Consider the following 16,471-nt stretch of genomic DNA (forward strand, 5'->3'; position numbering starts at 1 on the left):
TACAATCCTATTTATGACATTTATCATTTTTATTCGTCTTTTAATTAAAGATATTTGTGTCTTTAATTAAAATTGCGATGCAAGTTGACATAGATTTACTTTTTACTTGGGGTGCTATCGCCAAAAAATATAAAAAAAACGATGTCATTTTTTATGAAGATGATATGGCTTTATTTTATTATCAAATTATAAAAGGTTCCGTTCGTATGTATAATTCGAATGATGAAGGTAAAGAATTTACGCAAGGTGTTTTTTGTGAAGGAAATAGTTTTGGTGAACCTCCTTTGTTTATTAATGAAGTTTATCCAACTTCAGCAATTGCATTACATGATAGTGTAATTATAAAATTATCAAAAGAAAAATTAATGAGAATTTTAGAAGATTATCCTTCAGTAAAACTCTCGTTCTTAGAATTATTGGCACAACGCATTTATAATAAAACCATAACATTTAAACAAATCATTAATCAAAATCCAGAACATCGGATTAAATGTTTTTTAGAAAATTATAAAAAGCAAAATAAATTAAGTTCTACTGAAAAAGTATTTATACCGTATACTCGACAAGAAATTGCAGATTTTACCGGATTGAGAGTTGAAACGGTCATAAGAACTCTTTCAGAGATGAACAAATCTAAAAAAGTGAGCATCGAAAAACATAAATTATATTTTTAATGAAAAAACTAAACTTAACACATTGGATTAAAATATCATTATTTAGTTTATTTGTTGTTGCTTTTTTGGGTGTTTTAATGCGTTATAAAATTGCTTTTGAATTGCCCTTTCTTGCCCAAAAAAATATTCAACATGCTCATTCACATTTTGCATTTGCCGGATGGGTTACGCAATTGTTAATGGTGTTGATGGTTCGCTATTTATCTCTTTATACTTCAGAATCAATAATTTCAAAATACAATATTTTATTCCGGATTAATATAATTGGAGCCTATATAATGTTAATCAGTTTCATCATACAAGGATATGGTTTTGTTTCCATTCTGTTTTCAACCTTGAGTATTTTTGTCTTTGTTTGGTTTGCCATTTTGTTTTACAAAGACGCAAAAGAAATTCCGTCAAGTTCATGGAGCAAAAAATGGTTTTTGGCTGCATTGTATTTTGGAGTTCTTTCTTCTATTGGGACTTTTGCTTTGGCATATATGATGGCTACTAAAAATGTGCCACAAGATTTATATTTATCGTCTATTTACTTCTATCTGCATTTTCAATACAACGGTTGGTTTTGGTTTGCTTGCACGGGATTGTTTGTCAGTTTAATTCCTGCTGATTTAAAGAATACCAAAGAAAACAAAACGGTTTTTCAATTATTTGCTTGGAGTTGTATTCCTGCCTATTTGTTATCGGTTTTATGGTTAAAACTACCGGCTTGGGTTTACGCACTCGCAGTAATTTCTGCTGTAATTCAATTGATTGCATGGTTTAAATTAGTAAAATTATCATTTACAATTTTTAAATTAAACCCTCGCATCGCTGGATTTTTAAAAATTCTCTTTATTGGAATTGCCTTTTGCGTAACACTAAAATTAGTATTACAATTCGGTTCTGTTTTTCCGGCTATCAGTAAATTAGCTTTTGGATTCAGACCCATTGTGATTGCTTATCTTCATTTAGTTCTATTAGCAATCATTAGCGGATTTTTGTTAGCCTATCTATATACCAATGATTTGGTATATCGAACTTCAAAAACAGTATTTTTTTTAGTACTTTTTATTGTAGGAATATTTTTAAACGAGTTAATTTTAGCTCTTCAAGGAATCTTTTCCATTAAATATGTGCTTATTCCTTATGCTAATGAGTTGCTATTTATAGTATCAATTATTCTTTTTACTGGAATTTTCGGAATGGTGTACTTTAATAGAAAAAAAGTCTAAAAAAAGTACATTCTTATGATTTCACTCATAAAATTTCTTTGTTAAATATGTGAACTTTGATTCAGAAATTTTAAAGAAACTTAATTATGAAAAAAACAATTCAACTTCTCTTTATTACCGGGTCTATGCTGGTATTAAGTTGTAAAGAGAACAGTGAAACTCCTCAATCTACTGCTCCAGAAAATGGAGTAGACTTAAGTGTAGGACAAGAAGGAGTCGTAGATGAAACCTCTAATCCGAATATTGTTCAGGTGGCTTCAGGAAGTAAAGACCATACTACATTGGTTGCTGCAGTTCAAGCTGCCGGCTTAGTTACTTCGTTAAGCAATGCCGGACCTTTTACAGTCTTTGCTCCAACCAATGCTGCTTTTGATAAACTTCCTGAAGGAACAGTAGAGGGTTTATTAAAACCGGATAAAAAAGGAGATTTGGAAAATATCTTGGGGTATCATACTTACGTTGGTTCTTTAAAAACAGAATATATGCAAGACGGTCAAGAATTTGATATGGTCTTTGGTGGAAAAGTTAAAATTACCAAGGAGGGAGATAAAACATTTGTAAATGGCTCAGAAATTGTAGCCAGTATTCCAACCTCTAATGGAATTATTCATGTAATTGGAGACGTTTTATTACCCAAATAATATACTTATTTTTCTTATTTAATTATTAATTCAAAAAAGCGTGATGTGTCGTACTCACGCTTTTTTTAAATATTTTTCAAGAAGGTTTCGCCCGATTTTAATCCCATCGCAAGTTCTTCCAAACTAGTGGTTTCAAGCATTTGACGCAAATCATTGCGAATAGTTTTAAATTTTTGATGTAACGGACAAGGATGTATTTCATTGCACCTTTTCATTCCTAAACCGCAACTATTAAAAACTTTTTCTCCATCAATGGAATAAACTACTTGAGCTAAATTGATTTTATTAATCAACTTAATTGGTATATAAAAACCTCCATTCACACCTCTAACCGATTGAATAATACCCTCTTTAGAGAGTTTTTGTAAAATTTTTGCGGTAAACGCTTCCGGGGAATCAATTTCTTTTGCGATGTCAACAAATCCAACTTTTCTATTCAACAAAGAATTATTGGCAATAAAAATAACCGCTTTTATAGCGTATTCGCAAGATTTTGAAAACATAATTTATTTTTTACAATAGTAAATAATTATCCACTAAAATCAAAGAAAGAGGATTATTGAAAATACTTAAAACCTTTAGATTAAACTCAATTCTATTCTATTTCCTCCTAAAATTAAAATGACTACCTTTTTAGCAGTCATGTTTAAATTTAACGGGTTAGTAAGAGTAGATTTTTAATTTAATCTAAACAAAGTTTGCTTGTAATTCAATCGCTTTTGGAAATAAAATATTGTTTTCCAAGTGTATGTGTTTGTGTAAATCTTGCTCAAACTCTTTCAACATTTGAAAGGCTACTCTGTATGTTGAACAAGCATCTTCCGGAGGTGTAAATCCATCAGTTAAGGTTGCAATCGTTGCAAAACGTTCGCCTTCAACGGTATGCTCGTCTTGCATCATGGCGATTGGATTTTCAACGGTACCAAAATGAGGTTCTTGAATGGATTGATTTTCTTTTTGAGCTTTCACCATTTTTTGAATAAAAGGGAAAAGAATTAATTCTTCTTTTTTCATGTGTTGAGCTAAATCACCGGCACTTAATTTGAATAAAGAATTAATTTCAAAAAGTTCCGGATGACGCTCACCATGCACTTTGCATAGTTTATCCAAAAATTGTAGTATCAAAGGTGTTTTTTCTTCCACATACGAATGATGTTTTTCAACAATATATTCTATTAGTAAGGAAGGTGACCATGATTTAAAATCAATTGCATGATCGCTTTTAGTTTCTAAAATCGCTTGGATTTCATTTTCTAAATCTGTCGGATTGATGTCTTTTTTTGCACAAACTTCTTCCAAAGTTCTGTTGCCTTTGCAACAAAAATCGATTCCGTATTTAGAAAACAAAGCTGCCGTTCTGAAGTCGTTGGCAACATATTCGCCTACTGTTAATTGTTCTAATGTATTCATTGAATGTGATTTTTTAATTATACGTCAAAGATAAAGTGATACATTTCCTTTGTTTATGACCTCAATCATAATCAACTTATATTTAACTTTTTTTTAATTATTGTATGGTTTTATACATAATCACATCTGAAATATTTTTCGCTCTATCTTTGATTTCTTCGGCTTTTTCCCCTACAAAAAGTTCATCTACCGTTTGTCTGAAAACTTCATTCCAATGATTAAAATGAGCATGGGTTAACGGACATTTGTTGTGCAATTCTTTATGTTTTTGCATTGGATTTCCGTCAAAGTTTCCGGTAAAAAACAAAACATTATCCCAAAAATCATACATTTTAGGCAAATGATCTTCCCAATTCACTTGGGCAACATCATTAAATATAAAACCTATTACTTGATCGGTTTTAATTTTATCATAAAAAGCATCCACTAATCGGATGATGTCACTTCGATTTTTTATATCTTTTCTCATCGTACTTTAAATTTGGTGATTATAAATCTTTTCGGATGAATTTTCGCAAGGATAAATAAAAAGGAATGATTACCCAAAGAAGCAATAACCCGAAGGAAGCAAAAAGTCCTACTGTTGTTCCGAAAAAATCTTTAAAAATAGCTCCGGTGTAACCCATCATCGCAGAAACATCTAAATGCAATAATATTTGAATTCGGGCTAAATCTATCGGACTTAACGCTGTTACGGCAACCATAGCCTTTTCAATAGGATATTCAGACAATTGAAACAATAAAAACAATACTAATCCATCAAAAAGTAACGCAAAATACAACCAGGTTAAGATGGCAAATCCAATACCTTTTGCTTTGTCACGCGTAAGAATGGAACATAAAAAAGCCAACGCAATAAACACAACCGAAATCAAACATCCAATTAAAATCATCATCAATCCAACAGCATTCGGGGCATTGATTAACAGTGGAATTCCCGCTCCAATAAAAAAAGCCAATACCATCGAGGCACTCAAACCAAAAAATAAACTTTGCCAGATTTTGTTTCGTTTAATGGGCTGACTTAATAGTAATTCTATAAACTCGGAACTATTGTATAAATAGATAGTGGTGAATAAAATTGACACGAGTGGAACCGTAAATAGAATGACATTTAATATGGTTAAAAGTCCTTTGGCACTATTATCTTCTAAGCCAAAAGCACTCCATGACAACAGACTTAAAACAATGGTATAAACTAAAACAATTTTGTTTTTTAAGATGTCGGTTAATATGATTTTGATGATTCTATTCATTTTTTCTGTTTTAAAATACTTGCAATGGCTTTGGAGATTTTCGTTTCATTGGTTTCCATTTTCAAATCATCTACTTTTTTATGAAAATGAATGTTTCCCTCTTGCATAAAAACAATCTCGGTGACCAAATCGTCTAATTCACTCAATAAATGTGATGTAATTAAAATCAGTTTTCCTTTTTCTTTCTCTTTGATGATTTTATCTTTTAAAATTTCAGCAGCCAACGGATCTAAACCGGCTGTTGGTTCATCCAAAATCAGCACGTCAGGATTAAACAAAAAAGCCAACGTTGCACTTACTTTTTGTGTGGTTCCTCCTGAAAGTGTTCGCATTTGCTTATCCGCCATTTTATCCAACTCAAAACTGTGCCATAATTCTTCATCCAATACCTGATTGGTATTCCGAATGGATTTAATCATTTCAACGACACCTCCAATAGACATAGTATCCGGATATCTTCCAATTTGTGGCATGTAACCAATAGAAGAACGATATAAATACTCTTTTACGATGCTTTTATTATTAAATTCAATTGCACCACCATCGGGTAAAACCATTCCTAAAATGGTTTTTATTAAAGTGGTTTTTCCACAACCATTTGGTCCAATCAACGCAATACATTCTCCTTTTTTACAAGAAAGTGTAACATCATTTAGTACGTTTAACTTTCCGAATTTTTTAGTTATATTTTTTATTTCTATCATAATTTCAGGGGCTTCATCAATGGAGAATTGTCTACAAAATTATCGGGGGTTATACTGGGTAATACTTTTTCGGATTTGTCTAACAATGTAATCATGAAACTACGAAACAGTAACATAGCCGAAGGATTTTTTTCAACCAAAACCGCAAATAAACTGAGTGGGTGATAAGGAACATCGCCCAATCCATCTTTATTAATGTCATAACCTTCGTATTTATCCCAATAATTATTGTTAAACGTATTTAAAACTAAACTTCCATTGGTTCCCATGTCGAAAGTATTGCCTTGAAAATTATTGTTTACAATTTCATTATCCATGCAACTTGCTTGAATTTTCATGGCCCAACCATTACCTTCAAAAACATTTTTTTCAATTTTGATACGGTTGGTTCCTTCCATGTAAATACCTGAAGTGTTGTTTTTAAAATAATTGGTATAGATATAACTATCTGAAATCTCTTTTAATAAAAGTCCGTACGAAGAAGCTCCCCAATTTTCATCAAAGTAATTATTTATCATGGTCACATCTTTTGAAAACATGACGGCTACTCCTGCACCATTGTTTCTGAAAATATTAGTGATGTACGAATCATTGGAGGAGAACATAAAATGTAACCCATACCGAATATTATTAGTTGCGATATTTCGCCAAATAACCGAATCATGAACAAATTCAAAATAGATACCGTCACGATGACCTTTGACAGAGTTTCCAATAATTTGTAAATCATTACTTTTCCATGCATGAATACCGTTTCCGATTTGTTGTTCTTCTTTGCCGTAAGCAATAATCGTGTTGTTTTTAACAATACAGTTTCTTCCGTTTTGGATGTAAATACCAAAGAAATTATCATCCAATTGATTTCCTTCTATAACCACAAACGATTTATTGTACACTTTAATTCCGCAAGGATCTTCTAAAGCTGCAAATCCGGAATTAATTACTCTAAATCCTTTCACAATCACACTATCCGCATGAATCGAGAGGACTTCTACTTTTTTCTGTCCGTCTAAAACCGGAAAATCTTTTCCCAGGAAAACAATTTTCTTATCAATACGAATGTTTCCTTCTTTGTAAATACCTTTATGAACCAAAACTGTATCGCCATCATTTGATGCATTCAATGCTTGTTTGATGGTTCTGTACGGTTTGTTTGCTCCAACTTCAAGTTTTTGAGCTTGTAGCGAAAAAGTACAAAGAAAGAAAATGAAAAGTAGTCGCATTAATAGAGTTTTTATTTTAAAATTTCATTCCATTTAATTGCTTTTGCTTTTAGTTTATCACCAAAAATTTGAGCGTCAGCCTGTGTTGAAAATGCAGCAATGTTGCCATTCATGGGACTATTGATGTCACCTCCAGAAATGTAAAAGGCAGTTGTGGCATCAATCAGTTGATTATTTTGAGTGTAGTCATGCACGTAATAACTTTTGACCTTTGTAGATTCATTTTCTTCACAGTATTTTACTAAACAAGAAATGTCATCGAATGCATAAAAACGTCCCTTTTGGGTTTGAATCTCAGCACCATATTTTCCGTCAGAAATGGGCATTTTACAAAATTCACAAGCATCCACATTTAATTTAATAGGTTTGGGCTCATTACTTCCACAAGCCGTTAGTAAAAAAACAGGAATTAGTAATAAGGCAGCTTTTGGTTTCATAAACCTTTTGTACCATTTGAATTCCAATGTCAGCACAATAAAAATTAACAAACCACTACCAATTAACATCCATCCGCCAATATCCGGAACCGAATAGGCACCAAAATTTAATAATTGTTTATACCCAATTAATGGTGGTTGATAAGACATTCCGGGAACTTTAATCGCTGCATTAGGATCCAAGTTGTGGCCGTATTCGTAGTTCCATCGATAAAAATCGACACCTGCGAGAATGGTAAAAAGTATAAAAGAAGCAAATAATGCTAATACAAATTTTCTCTTGGCAATCAAAACCGATACTAAGGCAAAAAGTCCAAAAAAACCAATAATGTAGGGTAGAATTTTAAACTCTATAAAGTTTTCGGTATGTAAAGTAGCCATACCAATGTAATGGTTGAGGCCGTTAATAATTTCTACATCACCACCAATTTTGTTTGCATACAATTTTAAATTTAAACCTTCAGGATATTGAGGGGCATCTAAATCAATCTGCCACATTGGAAAATAGAGCGAACCCAAAAACAAACCAGTTACAATCAAAAGTAACACTTTTGAGAGTAAAGATATTTTTACTGTTTTCATATTTTTTGAATTAAGGGAGCGTCCAGAAACAGATGCTCCCTTTGAGTTATTATTTACTAGCCGGTAAGTTTGTACCTAAGCTAAACTGTAAAGGTACATTTGAACCTTTTGGAGATATACGAATATACCCTTGCATTTCTTGATGTAACGCACTACAGAAGTCCGTACAATAGAATGGGAATGTTCCCACTCTGTCCGGAACCCATTTTAAGGTTGTGGTTTCACCCGGCATGATTAAAAGTTCGCCATTATCGGCACCTTTAACAGCAAATCCGTGAGGTACATCCCAATCTTGTTCTAAATTGGTTACGTGGAAATATACTTCATCACCTAAGAATACACCTTCAATATTATCGGGAGCAAAGTGCGAACGCATCGAAGTCATGTATACATGTACTTTATTACCTTCACGAACTACTTTAGCTTCTTTTTCACCTTTGGCGGCATATGGATGTTTGTTATCCTCAAGCTTATAGAATTTCAATTGTCCGTTGTTTCGAATTAAATCGGCTGGAGCAGCTTGAGCATAATGAGGCTCTCCAATAGTTGGAAAATCTAAAATCAACTGCATTTTATCACCGCTGATATCATATATTTGAGCACTTTGGCACAATTCGGGTCCGGTTGGTAAATAGCGGTCTTTTGTAATTTTGTTGTAAGCCACTAAATACTTTCCAAAAGGCTTTTTACTATCACCTCCGGGAACACATAAGTGACCTACTGAATAATAAGTTGGAACTCTATCTAACACTTCAAGTGTCTTAATATCCCATTTCACTACTTCCGAAGAAACAAACATGGTTGTATAAGCATTTCCTTTACCGTCAAATTCGGTATGTAATGGTCCTAAGCCTGGTTTTTGAACTTCACCATGTAAAACATCTTCATATTTTAATACTGGAATTCCTCCATAATCGCCTTCATATGATTTATTACTAATAGCTTTTTGCAACTTGTCATAGCTAAATACGGGTATCAAAGCGGCTAATTTCCCTGAACCGATAATGTATTCTCCTGTTGGATCCACATCACAGCCATGAGGAGATTTTGGACAAGGAATCATATAACAAATATCTTTTAACTCTGAGGCATCCAATACTAAAACTTCTGTTTTAATTTCAGATTTTGCTGAATGGGTAGCTTCATCCCAAGTGTTATGGGCATAACGAACTTTTTGTTTTTTACCTTTACCGGCTTTTACATATTCCTCGGCTTTTTTCCAGTTTACCGCCATGATAAAATCTTTATCTCTTTGAGAAGCGTTTACTTCTAACAAAGTATTAGCTTGTTCAGAATTATAACATGAAAAGAAAAACCAACCGTGAGATTTACCTTTACCGGCATGCGATAAGTCAAAGTTTACACCGGGCGTCATAATTTGAAACGCGATATCCATCTCACCCTCTTTACCCACTTTTACAAAACTAATATGTCCTTTGTAATTGTCTTTGTAAGTGTTAATTGGTACATCTCCATTTTCATAATCACCAGGTACGCTAAAACGAGTACCCGCAACAACATATTCAGTATTTTCCGTAATAAATGGAGAAGAGTGATTACCACCACTGTTTGGTAACTCAATAATTTCAGCGGTTTTAAATGTTTTCAAATCAATTCGAGCAATTCGAGGCGTATTGTTGGCATTACCAAAAACCCATCTACCATCTATTTCTCCATTAGTTTGAGACATTTCAGTATGATGCAAATCATCCCAAGGCACAAAACCATGTGACGTATTTAACATCGGTTTGGTTTCTTCACTATATCCCCAACCTTTTTCAGGGTCAACTGAAAAAACAGGAATTACTCTAAACAATCTTCCACTCGGAAGTCCGTACACACTTAATTGCCCGCTGAAACCTCCGGAAACAAAGTTGTAAAATTCGTCGTATTTACCTGGAGCTACATAGGCTTTTTGAGCGGCATCACCACTTACTGTATCACTAGTGTTTTTGGGTTTACACGATCCCATAAAAGCAGAAACTAAAACTACAGCTGAAGTAATTTTTAAAAAATTTGTTTTCATATACTTTCGATTTATATTCATTATTAATTTATTAAAACTACTTCACACCGTCATTTTGACGCATGTATTCCAAAATATGTCGGGCTTCATCATCGGTTAGAGCTTGATTAGGCATACGCACCAAACATAGTTCCAATTGAGCCTGTAATTCAGGATCTTTGTCAATCATTGGGTCGGGATTGGTAGCGAAATTCATAATCCAAACAGGAGTTCTACGCTCGGTAACCCCCTTCCAACCAGGCCCTACCAAACGTTCATCTGTCAATTTGTGGCAAGACATACATTTTACGCCTGCTGCTTTTTCTCCCTCTGCAGCCATCGCCACATCTAGGCCGGTTCCCAAATCTACAGTTGTAAATTTCCCTTCGCCACGTTTTGGATCATAAGTAGAAGCATCTGATGAAGACGATTCTGTTGAAGATTCTGATGAAGAAGACTTTGAAAAATCCTCTCCTGCATTGGTTTTATCTTTTCCACATGAAATGAATAAAAGCAAACCAATTGCTAGTGCATACATTTTGTTCATAATTAGTATAAGTTTAAATTATGATACAAATTTCCTGACTAATTATTCTAAATTTTATGATTGCAATCATACAAATCATCTTTTTTTAACCATTATCTTTGCGTCATAAATAATAGATTATTTTGAAATATTTTATAATTATATTCTCCTTCTTCTTTTTATTCAAACCCGTATTCCCTGTTTTGAATTATGTGGTGGATTATGATTATATCTTAAAAGAATTATGTGAAAACAAGGCAAAACCGGAATTGGAGTGTAATGGTAAATGTCATTTAAAAGCTGAATTAGCAAAGGCTTCTAAAGAAAACATTCCTGCCTCACAAGAATCAAAAAACATAGTTATTTTAGATTTACTATTTTTAGAAACCCTTCCTGAATTCAAATTCAACAAAATGGATGTTGAAAAGCAAATGGTTGCTGTTGCTTATTCTAGACTATACTTTCGATTACATAGTACCGGCATTTTTCACCCGCCCACTGTGTAATCTTCCCTTGCGTATTTTAAAATTTCTAAATGGATTAATATATAATCCACACAATACTAGTATCTTATTTTTACCATAAGCCGATTCAATCGGTGATTTCCATCTCATTATTGTAATGGGCTTATGGTTCTTATTCCTATAACTTAAATTAAATTTACAATGAAACTTTATAAAATATTCTTCCTTTTTGCTCTTGCAATGATTACATCCTGTTCTTCTGATGATGATTCAACACCTATTAACGAATTAGACGGTTTGGTAAAAGTCAAAGAGTTTACCAATGACACTCATAGTATTGAAATTTACACAGCTTCCGGTACTACACAACAAGGATACAACGAAATCTTTTTAAGAATTAAAGAGAAAACAACAAATAACTATATTCAAAACGCAACAATTGAATGGATGCCAATGATGCACATGGCCATGATGAATCACTCTTGTCCATTTTCAACCGTTGAAAAAGTAGATGGTAAAGAAACCTTATACAAAGGATATATTGTTTTTCAAATGCCCCAAAATGAGACGGAATATTGGGACTTAAAAATAGATTATTCTATTAATGAAACAAACTATACTGTTACGGATGTTGTAGATGTTCCAGCCACCGAAAAAAGAGTAGTTAGCTCATTTATGGGAACAGACAACGTACGTTACATTGTTGCATTGATTGATCCCAGAAACCCAAAAGTGGCCCTAAATGACATGACCGTTGGGATGTATAAAATGGAAAACATGATGAACTTTCCGGTAGTAAACAATTATACCCTTAAAATTGACCCCAGAATGCCGAGTATGGGAAACCATGGTTCACCAAATAATCTAGATTTAACACAATCTGCTTCTGATGAATTTTACCACGGCAAAGTATCCTTAACAATGACCGGATATTGGAAAATTAATTTGCAATTACTAAATGATTCTGATGAAGTGTTAAAAGGGGAGGTAGTTACTGAAACTACTGAATCCAGTAGTATCTTCTTTGAAATAGAATTCTAAATAAAATAGTAACGGCCAAAAGTTATCTAAATTTTTGGCCTTTTTCTCTTACTCATGAAAAAGCAATTTATTGTTTCAACAATGCTATTGATTTCAACCATTAGTTGGACTCAAGAGCAAGTGAAAGATAGCATTTTACCTGTAAATCTCAGTGAAGTGATTCTAATAGGTAAACCAACTCAAGTAAATCAAAAACAAGCAAAACCCCTAGCAAGTTTAGATGAATATTTGCAGCAATCTGCTAGAATTGATATGATTAAACGAGGTGGCTATGCTTGGGAACCCATGATTAATAATATGGCAACTGAGCGAACAATTGTAACCATTGACGGCATGCGGATTTTTGGAGCTTGTACCGATAAAATGGATCCGGTGACTTCTTATGTAGAAATATCCAATCTCTCGGAAGCAACTATTTCATCGGGGCAAGAAGGTAGTTGTCACGGACCAACCATTGGTGGCTCTTTGGATTTGAAACGACTTCGAAGCACATATTCCGAACTGGGCTGGTCGGGTAGTTTAAGTAGTGGCTTTGAATTCAACAACAAGCAACGTATTATAGGCGGAATGGTGCACTTCAAAGATAGTTCTTTTTATGCCGATGCAAATGTAACCTATCGAAAAGCTGATAATTATAAAGCTGGAAATAGTCAAGAAATAAAGTATTCTCAATTTCAAAAATGGAATGCTTCTGTCATTTCCGGTTATCAATTTCAAAATAAATTGATTGAAGGTTCTGTTATTTTTGATGAAGCCAATGATGTGGGTTATCCGGCTTTGCCCATGGATATTTCGCTTGCTCGTGCACTAATTACATCATTTAAATATGAAGTCGCACCAAAGTCGGGACTCCTCAACCATTGGGAAAACAAATTATACTATAATACGATTACCCATTTTATGGACGATTCCAAACGACCAAATGTTCCCATTCGAATGGATATGCCGGGTTGGAGCGATACGTATGGTTATTATTCCAAAGGAAAAACAAAAAAAGATAAGCACCATCTACTATTTAATGTGAATGGCTTTTACAATCGTTCTATTGCCGAAATGACCATGTATCCAAGTGACCCTGATGAAAATGCGATGTTCATGTACACTTGGCCGGATGTTAGAACCCTTTATAATGGTTTATATTTAGAAGATGAAATTGAACTTTCTTGCCATAACTCACTAAAAATAAATGGTTCGTTTGGCTTTCAACAAAATAAAGTAGCTAATGAATTTGGATTGGAAAGTTTACAAATCTTTTATCCTGAAATGGCAGACCAACAAAATCGATTTTTAAAGAGTATTTCTCTGCAATACAAACATCAAGTAAAAGATTGGTTTTTTTCAGTGGGCTCCGGCTATGGTGAACGAGCTCCATCGGTAACAGAAGGCTATGCGTTTTATATCTTTAATAGTTTTGATTTGTTTGATTATATAGGAAATCCCAATCTTTCCAACGAAAAATCTGTGGAAGGGAATTTTGATATTCGGTACAAAACTGAAAAAATTAAAACAGGCATTACTTTTTCTGCATTTTATCTTTCGGATTATATCATCGGAATACCTGACGACAATCTTCTTCCTATGACTATTGGGGCAAGCGGAGTCAAAATTTACGAACAACTATCTTTTGCCATTTTAATTCATTCTTCATTTCAATTTGATTATCGATTTAACGATTATTTTTCATGGAATACTAAATTGCAATACAGTTATGGAAAAGATGCAGAAAAACGAAATTTACCGTTTATTAGCCCTTTGCAATACCAAAGTCAAATACAATATAAAAAGAATAGATTTCAAACGGAATTAAATGTAATTGGAAATGCGACTCAAACCAATTATAGTCCTTTTTATGGGGAAAATAGAACACCGGATTATGCTATCTTAAACTTATCTGTGGGTTATACTTTTAAATGGTATTCACAAAAACTATTGGTGAATGCAGGAGTTGAAAACCTATTTGACACCTATTATTCTACCTTCACCGACTGGAATAATATACCGCGAATGGGTAGAAATATTTACATAAATTTAAATTTCAGTCTCTAATATCAGTTTGTCTTTTTATAACTCCAAACGGCTAAACCATTTACGACAATTGCAAAAAGAGTTATTATCCCTAGATTTGGCAAAACTTCTTGAAGTCCGGCTCCTTTGAGTAGAACCATTCGTATAAATTCAACAAAATAGCGAATCGGATTGAATAAGGTCACGTTTTGTGCCCATTTTGGCATGCTTTCAATTGGCGTAAACAAACCACTCATTAGAATAAAGATAACAATGAAAAACCAAGCAATAAACATGGCTTGCTGTTGGGTTTCGGTATGATTAGAAAGAAATAAGCCAAAGCCTAAAATGAGCAATAAATATATAGAAGTAAAAAAATAAACCAATACAATGTTTCCCAACATAGGTACATTGAAAACAATTTTAGAAATTAGTAAGCCTATAGTTAAAATTATAAGCCCTATAATCCAAAAAGGAAATAATTTGCCAATAATAAATTGATATTTTTTTATCGGAGTAACGTTGATTTGCTCTAAAGTACCCAATTCTTTTTCTCGCACAATATTCATTGACGAGAGGAATAATGTTAACATCGTAATCAACAAGACTAAGATTCCAGGGACCATAAAAGTTTTATAATTAAGTGTCGAATTATACCAAAAGGAAGGAATAGTTTCAATTCGATTAGGCATTATTTGATTGTTTAAAATGTGTTTGTTTTCCAACTGAATATGCTGATTGAACTGCTGAACAATTTGCGAAAGATATACATTTTGAACTCCCGCAGTTGCTCCATCAATAGCATTAATTAAAACCTGAATTTGAGTGGTAGTCTCATTTTGTAGTTGTTTTTCAAACGGGATAGGAATTTCTATCACCACATCGGTTTTACCGCTATTTAACCGCTCAATACCGGCTTGTGTTGTGGAAACAAACACTGCATCAGTAAAATAAGCATTTGCATTTATTTTTTCAATCAAAGTTCTTGAAGAGGATGAATTACTATAATCAACAATGGTTACCCGAATGTTTTTGACATCAAAAGTAGCCGCATTAGAAAGAATTAAAAGTTGTAAAATTGGTAGTATAAAGAGTAAACGAAGCATACTTTTATCCCTAAATATCTGTTTGAATTCTTTTTGTATGATGAATAGAATGATTTTCATGGTGCGATTATTTACTCCAAACGAGTTTTGTAATTTTTAATACTTAAACCAATAAAAAGAATGGTCATTCCCACTAAAATTAATGTTTCTTTGAGGATGTATTCTAAACCAACACCTTTTAACATTATCGACTTTACAATAATAATAAACCATTTCGCAGGAATAATGCTACTGATGACTTGCATAGGTAATGGCATCGAAGCAATGGGAAAAATAAAACCTGATAATATGATAACCGGCAACATCAATCCCATCAACGAAATCATCATGGCTGTTTGTTGGGTATTGGAAATGGTAGAAATGAATATCCCTAATGAAAGGGCTGTAATAATAAATAAAATACTCTCGACGGCTAACAATAAAATACTCCCTTGAATTGGCATTCCAAAAATAAAATAACCCATTGAAACAATAACGATGGCATTGATTACAGAAAGAAAAATATAAGGAAACACTTTACCCAAGATAACTTGAAAAGGCTTTAAAGGGGATACCAATAAAATTTCCATAGTACCCAATTCTTTTTCTCTTGTAATTGAAATAGAGGTCATCATGGCAGAAACCAACATCAAAATAACGGTCATAACACCCGGAACAAAATTAAAGACGCTTTTTAATTCAGGATTATACAACATACGGCTTTGTATGACAACCCCAGTAGTATTTTTTTGAACTGTACTTTTTTGACTTTGATGGTTTTGAATAATAGATTGAGTATAGTTTGCTATCGTATTGGCAATATTAGGTTCAGTAGCATCTGTAATGACTTGAACCGTAGCTTTCATTTCGGTTTGTAATTTTTTTGCAAAATCTTTTTCAAAGAGTAAAACGGCTTTTATTTTTCCTTTTTTAAACTCGCTTTCAATCGCATTTTCATTCGCAATTTCATTTGCCACATGAAAATAAGGAGAAGCTTTAATCTTTTGAATAATTTTTTGTGATTCAGTATCTTTCGAATAATCCAAAATAGCAATCTCTACATTATTAATTTCATTGGTAATGGCAAATCCAAACAGCAAAATTTGGGCAATAGGCATACCAAAAAGAATAAACAACGAGCGTTTATCTCTAAAAATATGATAGAATTCCTTTTTAATAAAACCTAAAAATCGTTTCATCTTCCT

Annotated in this window: 17 protein-coding genes; 6 read left to right on the forward strand and 11 right to left on the reverse strand. The window is 33.1% G+C overall.

All coding sequences use genetic code 11. The features are described 5' to 3' along the window. Positions 1-77 precede the first annotated feature (77 nt). The 3 genes from R2782_RS05535 (at position 78) to R2782_RS05545 (ending at position 2,529) form a co-directional block, all read left to right on the forward strand. A complete protein-coding gene (locus R2782_RS05535; protein ID WP_371267087.1) occupies positions 78-674 on the forward strand; it encodes a Crp/Fnr family transcriptional regulator in 597 nt (198 codons plus the stop codon). Then, positions 674-1,888, forward strand: a complete 1,215-nt coding sequence (locus R2782_RS05540) for a hypothetical protein (RefSeq protein WP_371267088.1) — start codon at positions 674-676, stop codon at positions 1,886-1,888. The genes R2782_RS05535 and R2782_RS05540 overlap by 1 nt, the downstream gene beginning before the upstream one ends. Before the next feature lie 86 nt (positions 1,889-1,974). After that, complete coding sequence (locus tag R2782_RS05545; protein WP_129464826.1) at positions 1,975-2,529, forward strand: fasciclin domain-containing protein; 555 nt, start codon at positions 1,975-1,977, stop codon at positions 2,527-2,529. Between the two features lie 65 nt (positions 2,530-2,594). Here R2782_RS05545 and R2782_RS05550 read toward each other — a convergent pair whose 3' ends face one another. The 9 genes from R2782_RS05550 to R2782_RS05590 all read right to left on the reverse strand — a co-directional run bounded on the left by R2782_RS05550 (position 2,595) and on the right by R2782_RS05590 (position 10,693). Next, on the reverse strand, positions 2,595-3,032 hold the full coding sequence (locus R2782_RS05550) for an Rrf2 family transcriptional regulator (RefSeq protein WP_129464827.1): 438 nt from the start codon (positions 3,030-3,032) through the stop codon (positions 2,595-2,597). Between the two features lie 184 nt (positions 3,033-3,216). Then, positions 3,217-3,939, reverse strand: a complete 723-nt coding sequence (gene ric / locus R2782_RS05555) for an iron-sulfur cluster repair di-iron protein (protein WP_129464828.1) — start codon at positions 3,937-3,939, stop codon at positions 3,217-3,219. 97 nt (positions 3,940-4,036) lie between these two features. Beyond that, positions 4,037-4,408, reverse strand: coding sequence for a group III truncated hemoglobin (locus tag R2782_RS05560; RefSeq protein WP_129464829.1), 372 nt, complete (start codon positions 4,406-4,408; stop codon positions 4,037-4,039). 19 nt (positions 4,409-4,427) lie between these two features. After that, the gene (locus R2782_RS05565; protein ID WP_129464830.1) at positions 4,428-5,195 is read right to left on the reverse strand and encodes an ABC transporter permease subunit; all 768 of its coding nucleotides are present in this window, start codon (positions 5,193-5,195) and stop codon (positions 4,428-4,430) included. Next, complete coding sequence (locus tag R2782_RS05570) at positions 5,192-5,899, reverse strand: ABC transporter ATP-binding protein (RefSeq protein WP_371267089.1); 708 nt, start codon at positions 5,897-5,899, stop codon at positions 5,192-5,194. Before R2782_RS05570 ends, R2782_RS05565 begins: the two co-directional genes overlap by 4 nt. Then, positions 5,896-7,122 (reverse strand): nitrous oxide reductase family maturation protein NosD, encoded by a 1,227-nt coding sequence (locus R2782_RS05575; protein WP_371267090.1) that lies wholly within the window; start codon positions 7,120-7,122, stop codon positions 5,896-5,898. The genes R2782_RS05570 and R2782_RS05575 overlap by 4 nt, the downstream gene beginning before the upstream one ends. Positions 7,123-7,133: 11 nt before the next feature. Beyond that, positions 7,134-8,141 (reverse strand): nitrous oxide reductase accessory protein NosL, encoded by a 1,008-nt coding sequence (locus R2782_RS05580; protein ID WP_371267091.1) that lies wholly within the window; start codon positions 8,139-8,141, stop codon positions 7,134-7,136. A gap of 49 nt (positions 8,142-8,190) precedes the next feature. Continuing rightward, positions 8,191-10,167, reverse strand: a complete 1,977-nt coding sequence (gene nosZ / locus R2782_RS05585; protein WP_371267092.1) for a Sec-dependent nitrous-oxide reductase — start codon at positions 10,165-10,167, stop codon at positions 8,191-8,193. A gap of 37 nt (positions 10,168-10,204) precedes the next feature. Then, complete coding sequence (locus tag R2782_RS05590) at positions 10,205-10,693, reverse strand: cytochrome c family protein (protein ID WP_371267093.1); 489 nt, start codon at positions 10,691-10,693, stop codon at positions 10,205-10,207. 122 nt (positions 10,694-10,815) lie between these two features. Between R2782_RS05590 and R2782_RS05595 the strand changes: the two genes are divergently transcribed. The 3 genes from R2782_RS05595 to R2782_RS05605 all read left to right on the forward strand — a co-directional run bounded on the left by R2782_RS05595 (position 10,816) and on the right by R2782_RS05605 (position 14,223). Then, complete coding sequence (locus R2782_RS05595) at positions 10,816-11,178, forward strand: hypothetical protein (RefSeq protein ID WP_371267094.1); 363 nt, start codon at positions 10,816-10,818, stop codon at positions 11,176-11,178. A gap of 159 nt (positions 11,179-11,337) precedes the next feature. Continuing rightward, a complete protein-coding gene (locus R2782_RS05600) occupies positions 11,338-12,177 on the forward strand; it encodes a hypothetical protein (protein WP_371267095.1) in 840 nt (279 codons plus the stop codon). 54 nt (positions 12,178-12,231) lie between these two features. After that, positions 12,232-14,223, forward strand: a complete 1,992-nt coding sequence (locus R2782_RS05605) for a TonB-dependent receptor (protein ID WP_371267096.1) — start codon at positions 12,232-12,234, stop codon at positions 14,221-14,223. Between the two features lie 2 nt (positions 14,224-14,225). Here the strand turns inward: R2782_RS05605 and R2782_RS05610 are convergent, their stop codons facing one another. Beyond that, on the reverse strand, positions 14,226-15,347 hold the full coding sequence (locus tag R2782_RS05610) for an ABC transporter permease (protein WP_371267097.1): 1,122 nt from the start codon (positions 15,345-15,347) through the stop codon (positions 14,226-14,228). An 11-nt stretch (positions 15,348-15,358) separates the two neighbouring features. Beyond that, the gene (locus R2782_RS05615) at positions 15,359-16,465 is read right to left on the reverse strand and encodes an ABC transporter permease (RefSeq protein ID WP_371267098.1); all 1,107 of its coding nucleotides are present in this window, start codon (positions 16,463-16,465) and stop codon (positions 15,359-15,361) included. Positions 16,466-16,471: the final 6 nt, after the last annotated feature.

The organism is Flavobacterium sp. (genome assembly GCF_041392085.1).
Lineage (GTDB): Bacteria > Bacteroidota > Bacteroidia > Flavobacteriales > Flavobacteriaceae > Flavobacterium.